We start from the raw sequence: 16510 nt of genomic DNA, 5'->3' as shown, positions 1-16510 counted from the left end.
CACGCGATCCTTTCCTGAGGGCGGTTCACCATGACGACGTCGTCACAGATTCCTACCCCGCTCGGGGATGTGCGCCTCGAGGTGGAAGGTTCCCGGTTCCGGTCGATCGTGCCGCCCGAATTGTGCTATCAGGGAATAGGTTTCGGGGGCTACTCCGCGGCGGTCGCCGCGCTGGCGGGATTCGCGCAGATGCCGGGCCGCACGTTGCGCAGTATCCACACCGTGTTCACCGCGCCCACCAAGCCGGGCGCACTACAGGTGGCGGCGCGGGTGCTGTCGGCCGGCCGCAGCTGCGGATTGTGTGAGGTGACCATCGAACAGGAAGGCGCCCTGGTGTTGACCGCCTCGGCGTGGTTCGTGGACCCGCAGATGATGAACGGCCTCGGAGGCCAAGGCACGCAGCCTATCTCCTTCGACCACTGCCACCCTTTGCCCTGGGTGACCGAGTGGGCACCGTTCTTGAAGGGGCTGAACCTGCGGGCGCTGGATTACCCGCTGAGCTATGACGACTTCCATGACGGACAAGCGCGTGTCGCGCTGTGGGCGGTGCCGACCGCCACCGGCTCGGAGCATCGAACCGCCGAGATCGGCGGACGATTGACCGACCTCATGTTCCTCGACGCGTTCCTCCTGGATGCCGGGATGCGGACCGAGTCTCCACTGACCCGCATGATCAGCTTGGATCTGTCGGTCATCTGGACGGGAGGACACGCGGCACCCGCGCCCACACTGCTGGAAGCCGACGGGCGAATCGACCATCAACTCGCCAGCATGCGGGGAACTCTCCGCGATACGACCGGGGGAGTCCGGGCGTCGGCCACCACCCAGGCCCGAGTTTTCCGGGCAGCACCCGAACGCCCGGGTTCGTAAATGGATCAGACCACACGGTCGCCGATCAACGACAAAGCGCGAATCGCTTTGCGGAGCAAAAGGATTCGCGCTTCGTTGTGTCCGGAGGGGGACTTGAACCCCCACGCCCTAATACGGGCACTAGCACCTCAAGCTAGCGCGTCTGCCATTCCGCCACCCGGACTCGGTGGTGCGGGACAAGATTAGCGGAGGGGTTGGCGGAAACGGAAATCGGGGCTGGGCCAGGCGAAATGAGGTGCGCGGGGGAGGGTTTGGGGCTAGTGGAGGATGCCGAGGAGGTTGGCGTTCTTGATGGGGGTGTCCTTGTTGGCCTGGATCTGGCACAGGCCCTGGACCGCGGCCATGGAGAGGTCGACCTGGGTGCCGGAGGGTTCGTTCTGGGTGCCGGACTGCTGCTTGATGAACTTGGTGACGGTGATGCGCTGGGTGTCGGCGCTCTGGATCAGGTAGTCGCTGCACTTGGTGTCGCCGCCCTGGTTGAGCGCCTTCTCGACATCCGAGCAACCCGAGAGCAGGGTTGCGGCCAGTGCGGCGGCCGCCACGGCCGTCCATCGCGCGGTGTTCATCATGCGTTCCTCGTGGGTCGGGCGCGGGGCCGAGGCGGCCGCGCGATCGACCGCCACTGTAGATGGACGCGCCCGCCCCGCAATCGGGGGCGGACCCGGAGATTCAACTCCGGGTCGGGTGAATCGCGTCACAGACCGCGTCCGGGGCTCCTCAGCGCGACTCGGTGGCGCCGGACGTGCGCCAGACCCGCGCCTCACCGGGGCCGCCGCGGCGACTGAGCAACTCGGCCAGGCCCGCCATCGCACGCGGGTCACCGTGGGTGGCGGCCGTGCGCCACCAGTGTTCGGCCTCGGGGTAGTCGCCGCGGCGGTAGCGGACCACACCCAGGTCGTAGGCCGCGCCCACGTGCCCGAATTCGGCTGCCTGCGCCCAGAGTTGACAGGCCTGTTCCTCGTCGCCGCGGCTCTGCATCGCCACACCCAGCTCGTAGAGCGCGTTCTGGTAGCGGCCGGCGTCGGGGGGCAGATCGGGACGCGGCGGTTTCCTGGCGGTGGTGAGCTCGACGACGAGTTCTCCGAAATCGGGCGGTCCGACGCCGGTGGAGCAGTGCAGCACGGTCATGGCCGGTTCGCGGGTGATCAGCATCCCGTAGTTGCCGGCCCAGGAGACGGTCGCGCCGGAGTCGTCCACCCACACCGGGGTGAGGGTGATGGCGGCGTCGGTGTCGGTGGGACACACCTCGAGGTCGATTCCGCCGTCCATCGCGTCACTCCAGACGTCAACCCCCCTGATCTGGCGGCCACCCAGCAACACATTGCCCCGGTCCACGGCAAGCCCGATGCCGAGGCTGCGCACGCCCGCCCGCGCGACCGCGGTGCGCAGGGTCAGCCGGACGGTGGCGGGGGAGTCCCCGAGAGCCTCCGAGTGCAGGGGGTAGACCTGCGCTCCGTTCCAGGTCACAGGGTCCGCGCTGGCGTATCGATCGGCCAGGGACGGCACGGTCGTGGCCGGTTCGGCGTACGGATACGACCCCTGCATCTGCCCCGCCCTTCGCCGGTGCCCGGTGATGTTCGCGCCCACCGTAGTCCCGATGCCTCGCGTGCGGTCGGATATTTGCCAGCTACGTCTGCCAGCAAACTTCTGGTCAGTCGACCGGTGTCGTGGGAGGCTCGAGTCAGGCCTCCCGCGTCCGAATTTCGCCGGTCGGTCGACGTGTCGGCCACGTCCACGCGGTGTGTCGTACTTGCGGAGGGCCCGCTGTCCTGTTGAATCGTCGGCGAAATACCAGCGAACGAGTGAAAGGTAAGGACATATGGCTCTGCCCACCATGACCCCCGAACAACGCTCCGAGGCGCTGGCGAAGGCCGCGGCGGTTCGTAAGGCCCGCTCGGAACTCATCGCGCAGGTCAAGCAGGGGTCCGTCAGTCTCGCCGAGGTGCTCAAGCGCGCCGACGCGGAGGACTTGGTCAAGAAGACGAAGGTGGCGGCGGTCATCAAGGCGCTGCCGGGTATCGGCCCCGTGAAGGCGGCCAAGCTGATGGACGAGGCCGAGATCCCCGCCGACCGCCGCATCGGCGGCCTGGGCTCCCGGCAGCGCGCCGCGCTGCTGGAGGCGCTGAAGGCTTGAGATCGGGGGGTGGCCTGCCGGGTCGGTATCCGGCCCGGCGGCAACCACTCCCACCGCCTCCGCTCGCTCGGCAAACACGCACTACATCGATCGATTTGGTCCGCGCGGCCCGATCCGATAACCTTGCTGAGCACCACCGGTCCGGGTGGCGGAATGGCAGACGCGCTAGCTTGAGGTGCTAGTGCCCGTATTAGGGCGTGGGGGTTCAAGTCCCCCTCCGGACACAACAACGAAGAGGCGGTCCCGGCTCAGAGCTGGGACCGCCTCTTCGTTATCCTGCCGACGGTGAGGCGGCAGCGGCCGCCGCATTCGCCGCCACGCATGGGCTGCGAGGATCTCAATGGCGTCTACGTCATCGGCGGATATGCTTGTTCTCGTCCAGGTCCCGTGCGGACGTCGATCGAGTAACCGTTTCGCATGCCCGGAGGATCGCCACCGTGCCGGAAGCGTTCGACTGGTCTTCGCCGAAGACGTACAGCCGGGTCCTCGGTATCGACGACTACCTGGTGATGCCCGAAGACGTCTCCCGAACCCCGCTGTATCGCCGAACCGCGCCTCACTCTCGACTCCGATGGCAGATACGTTTCCAACGGGTACCGCAACCGCGGCGACCACTTGATCGCGGCGATCGACACGCTCGTCCCCTTCGAGATCACCCTCACCTGGGAACAGCTCGACGAAGGCATCGACTGAGTTCCGCGATGTCCGCGGCCGTCATGTGACCGCATGCGGTTCCCTCTTCGTCATTTCCGGTTCAGTTGCCAGTCCGGTGGCAGGCCCTCGACGCGGGCGTCCATACCGCAGGCCTCGATGCTGATCGTGGCCGGGCCCAGCCGCAGATCCGTCAGCCGGATCGTGCCCGCGCGGTCGGGCAGGCGGGGCGCGATGGTGAGGGTGCGGTTGGGGACGTCGGGCGCCAGGCCCAGGAACGAGCGCATCAGCAGCAGCGGCGCGGCGCTCGCCCACGCCTGCGGTGAGCAGGAGGTGGGATAGGGGACCGGGGAACGGAATTCGGAGCGCGCGAAACCGCAGAACAGCTCCGGCGGGCGGGCGCCGAATTCCTGGATGGCCTCGAGCAGCCCGCTGGCCAGTTTCACGCTCAGGTCCAGCGCGCCGGGGATGTGGCCGTAGCGCATGAGACCTGCCACCGCGATGGCCGTGTCGTGCGGCCACACCGAACCGGTGTGGTAGCCCATGGGATTGAACCGGCGTGCGGTGGAAGACAAAGTGCGCAAACCGAATCCGCTGTTCAGGTCGGCCGCGCCGAGCCGCTCGATCAGTTCGGCGGCGCGTTCGTCGGGCACGATGCCGGTCCACAGGCAGTGGCCGGGGTTGCTGGATCCGACGTCGACCGGCTGCTTGGACCCGTCCAGGGCCAGCGCGTAGCAGCCGCTCTTCGGCATCCAGAAGGCCTCGTCGAAACGGGCTTTCAGGTCGGCGGCCTGGGTGCGCAGCCGCTCGGCCAGGGCATGGTCGCCGGCCTCCTCGGCCAGTTCGGCGCGGCCGGTGCGGGCGGCGTAGACGTAACCCTGCACCTCGCACAGCGCGATCGGCGGGTCGGCGAGGCGGCCGTCGGCGAAGCTGATGGCGTCCCAGCTGTCCTTCCACCCCTGGTTGGCCAGACCGCGGTCGGTCTTGCGCCGGTACTCGACGAATCCGTCGCCGTCGAGGTCGGCGTCGGTGTCGATCCAGCCCAGCGCCGCGTCGGCGGCCGGCAGCAGCTCGCGCACGGCGGCCTCACCGACACCCCAGCGGTGGCATTCGGCCAGCAGCATCACGAACAGCGGGCTGGCGTCGGCGGTGCCGTAGTAGACGGTGCCGCCGAGCACCCGATCACTGCCGGGTCCGTGCCGCCGCTCGTGCATGATGCGGCCGGGCTCCTCCTCGGTGATCGGATTGGTCTCGGTGCCTTGCAGTTTCGCCAGCTGACGCAGCGTGCCGACGGCCAGGTCCGAATCCAGCAGCAAGGCCATCCAGGAGGTGAGCAGGCTGTCGCGGCCGAACAGCGCCATGAACCAGGGCGCGCCGGCGGCCACGTAGGAGGTGCCGTCGGCGGGGTCGTCCAAGCGCAGTGCGCCCAGGTCGGTCTCGGTGCGCTGCAGGATGGTGTTGAGGCCGGCGCCGCTGGCGGTGAGGGTGGTGGTGCTGGCGCGCCAGCGGCGGATCTTGTCCTCGGGGCTCTCCTCGTCGCCGTCGTCGAAGTTCATCGGGACGGCCCGGTGGTCCTCGATGGGCTGGCAGCGCACCACCGTCTGCCAGTTGCTGTGCGCGGGGATCAGGATCCGCCAGGTCAGCGATCCGGATTGGATCTCGGGTTCCTCGGTGGCGGTGATGACCACGCCGCGCCCCTGCTGACCGCGGTCGGTGATGCGCAGACCGTGCTCGGTGGCGGTGGTCTCGCCACCGCCACCGCCGACGCGGCCCTCCTTGACCGCGAACAGGTCCGCGAAGTCGGCCTCGGCGTCGAGGACCACCGTCAGCGCGGTGTCCTCGTCGCCGAGGTTGAGCACGCTGATGATCTCCTGCATGCCCTCGCCGACGATGCGACGGCGCTGGATCAGCACCGTCGCGTCGGCCACCCCGTGCGGTGGCGGTTTGCGGGCCACGAACCGGGCCCGGAACGGCTCGCGTACGACCACCGAAAGCTGTTCCGGCGGAAGACCGTCCACGCGCAGCTCCCAGCGGGTGAGAAGGCGCGTGTCCCGGTAGTACAAGCCGTGCGCGGTGCCCGGGTGGATGTCGCCGAGCTGGTCGGACAGGCAGAAGGTGCCGGCCTCGACGAGGGTGACCACACCCGAGCCACCCTCGATGAGCACCGGCGGACCGGAATTGAAAACGCTCACGCGCGACCACCCGGCACGTGGGTGCTGAGGATCCGCGAGTCACCGGGCAGCCGCACCCGGACCGACCCGGCGATGGTGCGGGACTTCGCCAGCTCGATCGCCTTGCGGTAGGCCGCTTCGTAGCCTTGCGCGAACAGCCCGGTGGAGAACCTTCTTTCGACCCGTTCCCGGCAGGCGTACGGATCGATCTCGTGGGCGCGCGCGATAGCGCCGGGCAGTTCGTCCGGATCGTCGAGAACAAAGCCGGTCACGCCGTGTTCGACGACCTCTTCCACCGCGCCGCCGCGCAGTGCGATCACCGGGGTGCCACAGACCATGGCTTCGATCATGACAATTCCGAAGGGTTCTTCCCAGCGAATCGGGAACAAAAGGCAGCGCGCCCCGGCGAGCAGCTGGCGTTTCGCGGCGGCGTCGGCCTCACCGAACACATCGTCGGACTCGGTGAGCCGCGGCGTGATGTATTCGTCGAAGAACTCGTGCTCGGGCGGCTCGTTCAGTTTGCCCGCCAGCACCAGGCGCACGCCCGCGGCGTGGGCGGCCTCGAGCGCCAGGTGCGGCCCCTTGTAGGGGGCGTAGCGGCCCAGGAACAGCGCGTAGTCGAGCTTCTCGGTGCGGAACGGCCACTCCGAGGGGCGAATCGCGTTGTGCACGCGGCCGATCCAGTTCAGCTCCGGCGCCAGCTCGCGTTGCCGGTCGCTGATCGCCACCAGCTTCACGCAGCGGTCCAGGGACCGGTAGTACTCGTCCATCTGGGCGTCGACCGGGCCGTGCACGGTCACGACGGTGGGGATCCCGAGCATCTTGTACGCGGGCGCGTTGCCCGGACCGGCGAAGGTGTGGTCGTGAATGATGTCGATCGGGTCCGCGGCGTGCAGTTTGTCGATGATCTGCCAGGCCCGCATGGCGTTGACGATCTCCGGGTAGGGCTCGCCCAGCCGCTTGGTCTGGACCTCGTCCCAGACCCGGATGAACGTGGCCTTGGTCCCGGCGCGGCCCGCGCCGAGCAAGGTGACGCGATGCCCCTGATCGACCAGCTCGTCGGCCAGGCTGGCGACGACGGCCTCGATACCGCCGTAGCCGACCGGCGGAATGTCGAAATACGGGGGCGCGACGAGAACGATATGCAGTGATCGGTTCCGCGAATTTGCCGCACCGTGCACGGCGGAATTGTCGGTCTGAACCTGCAGAAAGTCGAAAGCGTTCTCGAGTGACGCATCGTAAGAAAGGTTGTTCCTCATTTCCAAACTCCTCGTGGTGAGTTGAACTTGAGTCAAACCGTCGTATACGGTGCCACGAACGCCGGTGGTCGGCAAGGAGTTCTGGGCGTCGCAATTCAAAAGTTACGCCAATGTTTTGTCAACCGGACTTACGGGTATTCCTGCCGGTCCGCCGACAATGAAACATATTTGAATCCTTAATTATTCGGCCCGGACGGCGGCGTTCAGGGGGTGCGCAGCCACAGTCGGGTCCGTTCGGCGTCGGTTCCCGCCACCAGCAGGCCGGAGGCCAGGGTGGTCATGCGCGCCCGCTCGGCGGGCACGGGGAGTGAGATCTGTTGCCAGTCCGTGCAATTCGGGGTGACCGACACCAGGCGCACGAGGTGGTCGAACGCGACGAGGGCCAGCGTCTGCGCGGGTGCCGGAACCACCTGCTGGACATCGACGTTTCGCGCGGCAGGTCCCGGTACGGGGCCGGTTTCGGGGGAAGGCCAGCACAGCACGCGCGGGTCGGCCCCGACGGATTGCCCGAAGATGGTGCAGGTGGCCGCGCAGCCGATACCGCCGGCGACCGAATTGGTGCCCGGCAGTTCGTGACGCTGCCATCGGCTGCCGTCGGGGGAGGTCCATTCGACCGCTCTGATGATGGTGTCCCGCAGTGTTTCCCCGACGATCACGAAGCCGCTGGGACCGGTGCCGACGGCGGCCGCGCCGGTCTGTTCGCCGGGCGCGGACGACAGCGCGGGGTCGTCGGCGTGGCGTTGCCAGTTCACGCCGTCGGCCGAGATCCAGTAGGCGGCGCCGTAGCGGCCGCCGGGGCCGTCCCAGTCGCCCACCAGCAGGTCGGCGCCACCGAGTGCGGCCGCGGCGGTCACGGCGATGGCGTGCGGGCCGCCGAACAGTTCGAAGGCCTGCTCGTGTTCGGTCAGGCCGTGGGCGTCGCCGCTCCAGCCGCTCATGCGCGGATTGCTGTGCGCGCCACCGAAAGCCCGCCCGAGCACCACGGTGTGATCGCCGGTGCCCGCCGAGATCAGTTCCGCCCGTGCGCCGTACGGGGTTTCCGGGTGGACCGGGATCGCGGTCCAGTGGGCGCCGTCGGTGGTCGACCAGGCGGCGGGGGCCCGCGCGTCGGCGGCGGGGATCGAGCCGAGGGCCAGGACGGCGCCGGGCGCGGGCGCGAAGGCGAGGATGCGCGCGCCGGGCTGGGGGAGCGGCAGTTCCCGCCACGGTGAGTCCGGGGCCGGGGCGGCGCAGCCCACGGCGAGGGTCAGGACCGCCACCAGGACGATTGACCATCTCATGGGGACAGGGTGCCAGAACCCGCCGGTGGCGGTGCGGTTCCGGGATTTCCGGCGCGCGCCGGACCCGCCGTGCCGAGCCAAATCCGGTGGTCCGGGCCGATTCCGTGTGAGGATTCCTGATCGTGGCGAATGCCCGGTCGACACGGATGTGGATGCTGGTAGCGCTGGTCATGGCACTACTGCCGCTAGACGCGCACGCCGATCCCCTGACGGAGCTGATCAATCCGAGCCACGATCCGGCCAGTGTGCTGCCGACTCCGCCCACCGACCCGTTCTTCACACCCCGGCCGGGCTACGAGGCCAATCCGCCCGGGACGGTGCTGAGCGCGCGGCCGACCGGCGGCCTGTTCACCGGCGCCGACGCCTACGAGCTGCTGGTGCGATCCACCGACTCGCACGATCGTCCGGTGGCCATCACCACGACCCTGCTGATGCCGCGCACCGCGTGGCCCGGGCCGGGGACCAGACCGCTGGTCTCCTACAACATTCCGATCTCCTCGATGGGGTATTCGTGTGCGCCGTCGACCGAGCTGAAGAAGGGCGTGTCGGCCGACGTCGTCGCGATCTCGCTGCTGCTGGCCAAGCAGTACGCGGTGGTCGTTCCCGATCATCAGGGTCCGCGGCAGGCGTACGCGGCCGGGTTGATGGGCGGGCACGCGGTGCTCGATTCCATTCGCGCGGTGACCCACTCGTCGTCGCTGGAGCTCGGCCCGGATACGCCGGTGGTGATGACGAGCTACTCCGGCGGTTCGATCGCGACCAGCTGGGCCGCGCAGCTCGCTCCGGTGTACGCGCCCGAGATTCGGTTGGCGGGCACCATCATCGGGGGCGAACCCGCGGATTACGACATGCTCATGCCGGTCATGAACGGCAATTGGGGCACCGGGGTGATGCTGGCGGCCGCGCTCGGACTGGCCCGTGAATACCCCGAATTGCTGGGCATATTGAATGACAACGGCTGGCGGATCGCCCATATGTTCCGCGATATCTGCGTCTCGCAGGAGACGATACTCGGAGTGATCGCGCCGCTGCGCGTCGAACAGCTGACGGTGGTTCCGGATCCGCTGAAACTGCCCATGGTGCAACGGATTCTGGACGAGAACCGTCCCGGTGGCATGGCGCCCACCACGCCGGTCTACCTGTTCCACGGCGTCAATGAGATCTTCGTGCCGTTCGCGGGCGCGAAACAGCTTTTCGACGACTGGTGCGCCCGGGGCGCGCGGGTTCGGTTGCAGCCGTTTCCCGGTGAGCACTTCGTGGCGGGCGCGCTCTCGATTCCGTTGACGACGAATTGGGTCGAGAAGCTGCTCACCGGGGAACTGGTGCCGCAGGGATGCACCGGGCCCGGCCATTGAGCCGGCACATGAGGGGCGGTGGTCGCGTGACCTGTCCGACAGTCCGCGACATCGATGCGGCGTCGCTGCCACTGAATGATCCACGTTTCACTTAGCATTCGATCAGCCCGCCAGGGCCCATCGTTTCCTTTTCACTGCCGCCGCACCTGATGAATGGACATCGATGAAAGCCGATTTTCGCGCCGCCGCGGCCGCGGCCATCACCCTCGTGACAATTCTGATCGCCGGCCTCGGCGCCGCCCACGCCGAACCCGCCGGGGAGCCGGCCATTCTGAGCGCCACCGACTCCGATCCCGCACGCACCAGAATCTCGGTGTTCTCCGCCGCCATGGGACGCGCGGTGACCGTGGACGTGCTGCATCCCGCCGACGATCTGCCGCGCCCCTCGTACTACCTGCTCGACGGCGTCGATTCCGGTGCGATGGAGACGAATTGGACGCAGAAGACCGATATCGTGCCGTTCTTCGCGGGCAAACGGGTCAATGTGGTGCTGCCGGTGGGCGGTAAAGGGAGTTTCTATTCCGATTGGGAGCGGCCCGATCCCATGCTCGGCGGCGTGCAGATGTGGGAGACCTTCCTGACCCGGGAACTGCCGCCGCTGATCGATCAGCGTTTCCACGGCAACGGGCGCAACGCGATCGGCGGGCTGTCGATGGGCGCGCTCTCGGCGGCGGCGCTCACCACCCGGTATCCGGCGCTGTATCGCGGATTCGCCGCGTTCAGCGGCTGTCTGGACACCATGAGCATCCATGCCAGACTCGCCATCCGGAATTCGGTGCGCTGGGTCGGCGGCAATCCGGAGAACATGTGGGGGCCCGACGGCGACCCGGACTGGGCGGCGCACGATCCGCTGACCAACGCGGACGCGTTGCGCGGCAAGGCGGTGTACGTGTCGACCGGCAACGGGACGCCGGGGCCGGAATCGCTGACCGATCCGCTGCTGCCGCAGGCGGTGACTTTCGGTGCGGTGCTGGAGTATCTGGTGCGCGGGTGCACCGAGTCGTTCCAGCGGCGGCTCGACGAGATCGGTGTTCCGGCGACCTTCGTCTTCCATCCGCGCGGCACGCATTCCTGGCCGTATTGGCAGCAGGATCTGCATGATTCGTGGCCACTGCTGGAGGCGGCGCTCGCGGAGTAGCGCCGCGTGATCAGCCGGGGAGACGGTCCGCGAAGCCGAACAGGGCCACCAGCGTCGAGTCGTGGAAGGCGACCACGCGGGAGACGCCGCAAGCGGTGGGTGACAGCACGACCACCCCGGCCGCCTGGAGAATTCCGTCCACATCGCGTCGGTAGAGGACCGCGGCGGGTTGTCCGTTGGCGGTGGTGGCGGTGAGCCGCCATTCGCCGGGCGCGCTCAGGACCTGCTCGTCGAGCATGCGAACGCAGTTCGCCAGCCCCGACTGCCAGTCGCGGAACGGCGTCGCCTCCAATGTGGCATCGGTGCGCAGGACCTGTTCGAGCAGGCTCGCGTCGGCGCGTTCGAAGGCCGCGATGTAGCCGTCGAGCAGGGCGCGGGCCCGTGGATCGGCGGGTTCGAGCAGTTGCGCGGGGACGGGTTCGAGTTCGTGCGGGCGGGCGCGGGCCCGTTGCAGACACGTTGGGCGGCGGCCAGGCTGTGTTCGAAGGTGGACCCGCCCGCCGACTCCAGCACCAGGTCCACGCCCGCGCCGCCGGTCAGTCGCCGTACCCGTGAGGCCAGATCGGCTGCGCGCGAATCGAGTACATGGTCGGCGCCCGCGGCGAGCACGGTCTCGTGTTCGCCCGGTGCGGCCGTGCCGATGACCGTCGCGCCGTGGTGCTTGGCCAGGATGGTCGCGGCCTGCCCGGTCGCGCCCGCGGCGGCGTGGATCAGCACGGTCTGCCCGGCGGTGAGGCCACCGAGTTTCAGGGTAAAGGAATCGGTCGGGTGCCGCCGCGCGGCGGCGCTCGGGGCTACGCCGAGAGTGAAACAAGCACGCACGTACGGTTTTTCGCGGTGACAATGGTCGCGGGCCGTTGGGTCCCCTGACGCTGTGGAGGCTGTGGGAGATGGACGAGGTGCTGCTCACGCCGCCGGATGCCGCCGAGGTGCGGTTCCTGGCACGAGGCGTGGTGAGCGCGGCGACCTGCGATCAGGGGCTCACGCCCCTGCAGCAGTTGCTGATTCCGGCGCTGTTCCTGTCGATGACCGGGCATTCGGTGGAGTTGGCCGAGGTGACGCCGATCGGGGCGGCGGAGTTCGCGGCGGGGATGGCGCGGCGCAATCGGATCTTCCGGGAGCGGGTCGTGCAGACCATGCTGCTGTCCGCGCTGGTGGTGCGGCCGCTGCCGGCGGCGACGGGCAACCGGTTGCGGGAGTTCGCCGACGCGCTCGGCGTCGACGACGACATGATCGAGGTGGCGCAGCGGTACGCCCAGGGCGCGGTGGATCTGGCCGCGGTCGACTTCACCCGCAACGGATATCTCGGCAATACGGACACGCTGCGGCTGGATGCCCTGCACACCCCGGGGCTGGACAGTTCCTGGAGCGCGGTCACCGATGACGCGGGCCTGGCCGGGCGCTGGGCCGAGCTGTGGGAGCTGCCGATCGGCACCCTGGGTCGCGGTGTCGCCGATTTCTACCGCGATCGCGGCTTCGTCACCCCCGGCCTGCCCGGGTCCGCGCCGCCGCTGCTGGCCCAGCACGATTGGGTGCACGTGCTGGCCGGGTACGGCACCACCCTCGAGAACGAGATCGAGGTGTTCGCGTTCATGGCCCGCGCCAATGACGATCCGCGCGCCTTCAGCCTGCTGGCCATGGTGATCTCGCTGTTCGAAACCGGCTATCTGCGGGCGGGCGCGGGCCTGTTCGAGGCCGACGCCGGCCACTTGAGCACCTCGGGGATGGCCACCCGGCTCGGTGACGCCATGCGCCGGGGCGCGCTCACCCGCGGCAGCCACGACTTCCTCGACCTGGACTGGTTCACCCTCGCCGACCGGCCGATCACGGTGGTGCGCGGGGAGATCGGGCTGGTCGACAAGGACGGATCGGCGGTGGCGGCGGGCTCGGCGGGGCCGTGGCAGCCCGGCGGCATCACGCCGTACCAGCTGAATTCGTCGAAGAACGCGGCCGCGGCGGCCGGGCGGGAGTATCTGCCGTGGCAGCCGGACCCGACTCGCGACTGACTGATCCGAGAGCACGCCTCGGGCCGCTCGACCTGCCTGACAGGCAGTACAGATCGGTCCATCGAGCTGACGGATCAGGTCCGCCGCACTGGCTAGCCGTTTGCCGCAATCAGCTCGGTCCCAGCAGGTCGAGCATTCCGGAAACCGCTGCGGGCCAGGTGAATTGCTCGGCCCGGCTGCGGGCGGCGCGGCGGCGTTCGGCGCGGGGACGGGCCAGGACATCGGTGACGGCGGTGGCGAAGGCGCGCGGGTGGTCGGCGGCGACCGCGCCCGCCTCGGCGGTCACGATATCGGCCAGCGCCGAGGAGCGGCTCGCCACCACCGGGGTGCCCGCGGCCAGCGCTTCGAGGGCGGCCAGGCCGAAGGTTTCGTGCGGGCCCGGTGCCAGGGAGACGTCGGCGGTGGCCAGCAGGGTCGCCAATGTCGTTCGGTCGTCGATGAATCCGGTGAAATGCACGGTGGGGCGGCCGTCGGGCAGCGGCGGGATCATGCGGGCGCGGCGTTCCAGGGCGTCGCGGCGCGGTCCGTCCCCGGCCACCACCAGGCGCGCGTCCACGCCGCCGCGGCGCAGCGCCCCGACCGCGGCGATGCTGCGGTCGACGCGTTTCTCGACCGAGAGACGGCCGCAGTGCACGAGCAGCGGATAGCCGTCCGCGCCGAGGTCGGTGCGCAGGCGGTGGTCGTGGCGGTCGGGCCGGAACATGTCCAGATCCACGCCGAGCGGGACGAGTTCGACATTGGCGGCGTCGATGCGCTGGAATTCCTCGCGCGCGAACTCGGTGGTGCAGACGACGACGTCGTAGGTCTGGGCGGTGCGCCGATTGGCGGCGTCGGCGGCGCGGCGGGCCAGCGGGCCGGGCAGCACCTGGCCCAGCAGGCGGTCGAGGCGCTCGTGGGAGATCATGACGCCGGCGATATCGCGGCGGCGCGCCCAGCGGCCGAAGCCGCGCAGCGTCAACCGGTCCGAGACCTCCAGCACGTCGGGCCGCAATCCGGTGAGGGTGTCGGCGACGCGGCGGGGGTCTGCGGCGCGGTAGCCGCCGGTCCACGGAATCTCCGGTGCGGGCAGGGTGATTCGCAGGACCCCGGTGGCGAGCACCTCCTCGGCGCGCCGGGTGCCGGGCACCACCAGCACCACCTCGTGTCCGGCGGCGGCGTAGCCCGCGCCGAGGTGATGCAGTGCGGTCCGCAACCCACCCGAGCGCGGACCGTAGAAGTTCGCCAGCTGAACGATGCGCACGTGGCCGATCGTGCAGGGTACCGGGTTACCGTCGGCACCTCCGGTGCCAACAGCACGTGAACACCCGCGAAAGACCCGGCCAACCGGTCGTGGTCGGCATCGTGCGCGTGCCCGGACCGGGTCGCGCAGGGCGAGGACCACGGCGCGGCCGCGGCGGGGGCCTCGAACTGCATGCGGCCGACCTCAATGCGCCGAATTCGTCGGCGTACCGGTCTGGCGCACCGCCAACGATCTTGGTAGAGATTGGTAGACGTACACACGGGGTGATCCGGATCATTCCGGGGGATGGGGATGAATCAATGGGTGCCAGAGACGAACTGGAACGCGAGCTGGGCGGGCCGCTGCCCGCGCTCGATCTGCTGAACGAGGCCGAGACGGCCGATCTGCTGGCGGTCTTCCAGCAGGCGCAGCGCACCGAGAACCTGGCCATGGTGGAGGCGGTCGACAAGACCGTCGGCGCGCTGCCGTGGCCGTTGCGCACGGCCGCCAAGAAGATCATGTTCGGCAACAAGCTCGGATGACGCGATGAGTGATCTGATCACCCGCGCACAGATCACCCTGCTGTCGCGGACCCTGCACGTGTCCGAGGAGAAGCTGGCCCATCTGGCGAAGCTGGGCGCCGCCAACTTGCACGAACTGCAGGAACGCATGGCGAAGGTGATGTTCGCCGAGCACAACGCGACCTTCTCGCGATTGTCGCTGCTGGTGCCCGTCGTCCCGCTGTCGATCTCGATCCCGCTGATCCAGCGCATGGTGCCGCCGGTGATGGCCGGGCGCGCGGCGGGCGCGATCGGAGTCGACCATCCGAAGAAGGCGGCCGAGGCGGTGGCCCTGCTCGATCCGGTCTACGCCGCGCAGGCCGCGCCGTACATGGATCCGCACAGCGTGGGCCGGCTCGCCGACATCGCCCCGGTCAAACCGGTCATGCGGATCATCAACGAGCTGCTGCGCCGCGGCGACTACATCACCGCCGGACCGTTCCTGGCCTACGCCACACCGACATTGGTGCGCGCGGTCGAGGAGGACGTGCACGACGACGAGGGCATGATCCGGTCGGCGTCGTTCGCGTACTCCGGGGAGAACATCAGCGTCATCCTGCGCCATCTGCTCTCCGGCGAGGGCAAGCGCATCCCGAAACTGGTGGGCACCATCCTCTCCGGATCCGAGGAGCTGCGCCTGGCCGCGCTGTCGGTCTTCGCGCGCTGCGATGACGACGTGATCCCCGCGGTCGGCGACATCCTCTTCGATCAGGGTTCGCCCGAACAGATCGCCGATCTGATCCGCACCTTCCTGGCCGCGGGAGCCGTCCCGGAGACGCTGCGGTTCGTCGCCGGCCTGAGCCCCGAGGCTGTGGACCGGCTGGCCGCCAATCCCGTTGTGGCCGAGCCCGACACCCGCACCGCACTCGTCGACGCGGTCGAGGGCTCGAGCGATCCCGCGGCCTGGCGGGGTCTGCTGGCATTGGCCAATCGCGCTGAACCGGCCGTGACCGGCGAATTCGCCGCCGCTGTCGCGCGTTTCGACCCGGCGACGCGCGAGCGGGTCGCGGAGCTGGGACTGGGTGCGGAGTTGGCCGCGCTCACCGCGCGGTCGAAGACGTAGCGCACCGCGGGGTGCGGGCCGGGGATCCCGGCCCGCACCAACGGTTATCGCCGCGCGGGTGTGGCGGACCGCAGCTCCTCGATGGTCCGCTCGAACGCCGCCGTGCCGTGGCCCGCGTCGATCTGGCGGTCGACCAGGGTGGCCAGCCCGCGCAGGGGTTCGTCGCTGATCCCGGCGTCGGCGGCCGCGCCGCGCAGGGCGTCGAGGGCGGATTTGGTGAACACCAGATCCTGGAAGACGTCGGCGGTGTAGTCGCCGCCATCGATGATCGTCGCGTAGGCGGGCAGGGTGTTGGTCATGGCGGTCAGCCATGCGGCGGCGCGAGTGGCGAACTCCGAGGCCGTCACGCCGGCCGAACCCACCAGCGCCGCGCCCTGGAAGAAGCCGCCGAACATCGCGTACATGGCGGTCAGCAGCGCGAAGTCCCACTGCGCGGCCGCGCCCGGGTCGGCGCCGAGAAAGTCGGCGGCGCCCAGCGATTCGAGGGTCGGGCGCCAGGGTTCGAAGACCGTGGCCGAGCCGCTGTAGAGGATGCTCGCGCCGGGGCCGCCGATCATGTCGGGGACCGCCATGATGCCGCCGTCGAGGAAATCGACCCCGTGGGTGGCCGCCCACGCGGCCAGTTCGCGGGATTGCTCGGGGGTGGTGCTGGTGAGGTTGAGCCACTGCTTGCCGGTCAGCTCCGCGGCGATCGGGTCGAGGGTTTCGTGGACCGAGGCGTGGTCGAGCAGCACGGTGATGATGAGCTCGCCGGCGCGCACCGCGGCACCGGCGCTCGCGGCCGCCACCGCGCCCGCCGCCACC

16 protein-coding genes and 2 tRNA genes are annotated in these 16510 nt (G+C 69.3%); 8 read left to right on the top strand and 10 right to left on the bottom strand.

The genetic code is table 11. The features are described from left to right. Positions 1–30: 30 nt before the first annotated feature. Positions 31–870 carry an acyl-CoA thioesterase domain-containing protein gene (locus tag ACWELJ_RS20500; RefSeq protein ID WP_452367728.1) on the top strand — a complete coding sequence of 280 codons (840 nt, stop codon included), beginning with the start codon at positions 31–33 and terminating at the stop codon, positions 868–870. Positions 871–948: 78 nt separating this feature from the next. Here the strand turns inward: ACWELJ_RS20500 and ACWELJ_RS20495 are convergent. The 3 genes from ACWELJ_RS20495 to ACWELJ_RS20485 form a co-directional block, all read right to left on the bottom strand. Next, positions 949–1033: transfer RNA gene (locus ACWELJ_RS20495), tRNA-Leu, on the bottom strand. Positions 1034–1127: 94 nt separating this feature from the next. Then, on the bottom strand, positions 1128–1436 hold the full coding sequence (locus ACWELJ_RS20490) for a hypothetical protein (protein ID WP_452367727.1): 309 nt from the start codon (positions 1434–1436) through the stop codon (positions 1128–1130). A gap of 151 nt (positions 1437–1587) precedes the next feature. Further along, on the bottom strand, positions 1588–2415 hold the full coding sequence (locus ACWELJ_RS20485; RefSeq protein WP_452367726.1) for a tetratricopeptide repeat protein: 828 nt from the start codon (positions 2413–2415) through the stop codon (positions 1588–1590). A gap of 274 nt (positions 2416–2689) precedes the next feature. On the opposite strand from ACWELJ_RS20485, the gene mihF reads away from it, so the two are divergent. Together mihF and ACWELJ_RS20475 are read left to right on the top strand one after the other, a co-directional pair. After that, positions 2690–3004: an integration host factor, actinobacterial type gene (mihF, locus tag ACWELJ_RS20480; RefSeq protein ID WP_452367725.1), complete on the top strand. Its 315-nt coding sequence runs from the start codon at positions 2690–2692 to the stop codon at positions 3002–3004. Between the two features lie 139 nt (positions 3005–3143). After that, positions 3144–3228, top strand: a tRNA-Leu gene (locus ACWELJ_RS20475). A 519-nt stretch (positions 3229–3747) separates the two neighbouring features. Here the strand turns inward: ACWELJ_RS20475 and ACWELJ_RS20470 are convergent. The 3 genes from ACWELJ_RS20470 to ACWELJ_RS20460 all read right to left on the bottom strand — a co-directional run bounded on the left by ACWELJ_RS20470 (position 3748) and on the right by ACWELJ_RS20460 (position 8365). Then, positions 3748–5847 (bottom strand): amylo-alpha-1,6-glucosidase, encoded by a 2100-nt coding sequence (locus ACWELJ_RS20470; RefSeq protein ID WP_452367724.1) that lies wholly within the window; start codon positions 5845–5847, stop codon positions 3748–3750. Beyond that, positions 5844–7007, bottom strand: a complete 1164-nt coding sequence (locus ACWELJ_RS20465) for a glycosyltransferase family 4 protein (RefSeq protein WP_452367723.1) — start codon at positions 7005–7007, stop codon at positions 5844–5846. Before ACWELJ_RS20465 ends, ACWELJ_RS20470 begins: the two co-directional genes overlap by 4 nt. Positions 7008–7288: 281 nt before the next feature. Beyond that, positions 7289–8365 carry a hypothetical protein gene (locus ACWELJ_RS20460; protein WP_452367722.1) on the bottom strand — a complete coding sequence of 359 codons (1077 nt, stop codon included), beginning with the start codon at positions 8363–8365 and terminating at the stop codon, positions 7289–7291. A gap of 122 nt (positions 8366–8487) precedes the next feature. On the opposite strand from ACWELJ_RS20460, the gene ACWELJ_RS20455 reads away from it, so the two are divergent. Beyond that, positions 8488–9720, top strand: coding sequence for a lipase family protein (locus tag ACWELJ_RS20455; RefSeq protein ID WP_452367721.1), 1233 nt, complete (start codon positions 8488–8490; stop codon positions 9718–9720). 163 nt (positions 9721–9883) lie between these two features. Further along, a complete protein-coding gene (locus tag ACWELJ_RS20450) occupies positions 9884–10858 on the top strand; it encodes an alpha/beta hydrolase (RefSeq protein WP_452367720.1) in 975 nt (324 codons plus the stop codon). A gap of 10 nt (positions 10859–10868) precedes the next feature. Here ACWELJ_RS20450 and ACWELJ_RS20445 read toward each other — a convergent pair whose 3' ends face one another. Next, entirely contained in the window at positions 10869–11096 is a 228-nt protein-coding gene (locus ACWELJ_RS20445; RefSeq protein ID WP_452367719.1) for a hypothetical protein, read from the bottom strand. Further along, positions 11075–11680, bottom strand: a complete 606-nt coding sequence (locus ACWELJ_RS20440; RefSeq protein WP_452367718.1) for a zinc-binding dehydrogenase — start codon at positions 11678–11680, stop codon at positions 11075–11077. Before ACWELJ_RS20440 ends, ACWELJ_RS20445 begins: the two co-directional genes overlap by 22 nt. A 68-nt stretch (positions 11681–11748) precedes the next feature. Here ACWELJ_RS20440 and ACWELJ_RS20435 point away from each other — a divergent pair, with 68 nt between their 5' ends. Further along, positions 11749–12864 (top strand): hypothetical protein, encoded by a 1116-nt coding sequence (locus tag ACWELJ_RS20435; protein ID WP_452367717.1) that lies wholly within the window; start codon positions 11749–11751, stop codon positions 12862–12864. A gap of 109 nt (positions 12865–12973) precedes the next feature. Here the strand turns inward: ACWELJ_RS20435 and ACWELJ_RS20430 are convergent, their stop codons facing one another. Beyond that, positions 12974–14104 carry a glycosyltransferase gene (locus ACWELJ_RS20430; protein ID WP_452367716.1) on the bottom strand — a complete coding sequence of 377 codons (1131 nt, stop codon included), beginning with the start codon at positions 14102–14104 and terminating at the stop codon, positions 12974–12976. A 299-nt stretch (positions 14105–14403) separates the two neighbouring features. On the opposite strand from ACWELJ_RS20430, the gene ACWELJ_RS20425 reads away from it, so the two are divergent. Next, positions 14404–14625, top strand: a complete 222-nt coding sequence (locus tag ACWELJ_RS20425; RefSeq protein ID WP_452367715.1) for a hypothetical protein — start codon at positions 14404–14406, stop codon at positions 14623–14625. Between the two features lie 4 nt (positions 14626–14629). Continuing rightward, a complete protein-coding gene (locus tag ACWELJ_RS20420) occupies positions 14630–15706 on the top strand; it encodes a hypothetical protein (protein WP_452367714.1) in 1077 nt (358 codons plus the stop codon). Between the two features lie 44 nt (positions 15707–15750). On the opposite strand, the gene ACWELJ_RS20415 is transcribed toward ACWELJ_RS20420, so the two are convergent. Continuing rightward, positions 15751–16510 (bottom strand): imine reductase family protein (locus ACWELJ_RS20415; RefSeq protein WP_452367713.1); only part of this gene is annotated, 760 nt, incomplete at its 5' end.

This window comes from Nocardia sp. NPDC004582, from assembly GCF_053602115.1.
Note: the sequence above shows the minus strand (reverse complement) of the source record. Positions and strands in the feature narration are given on the sequence as shown.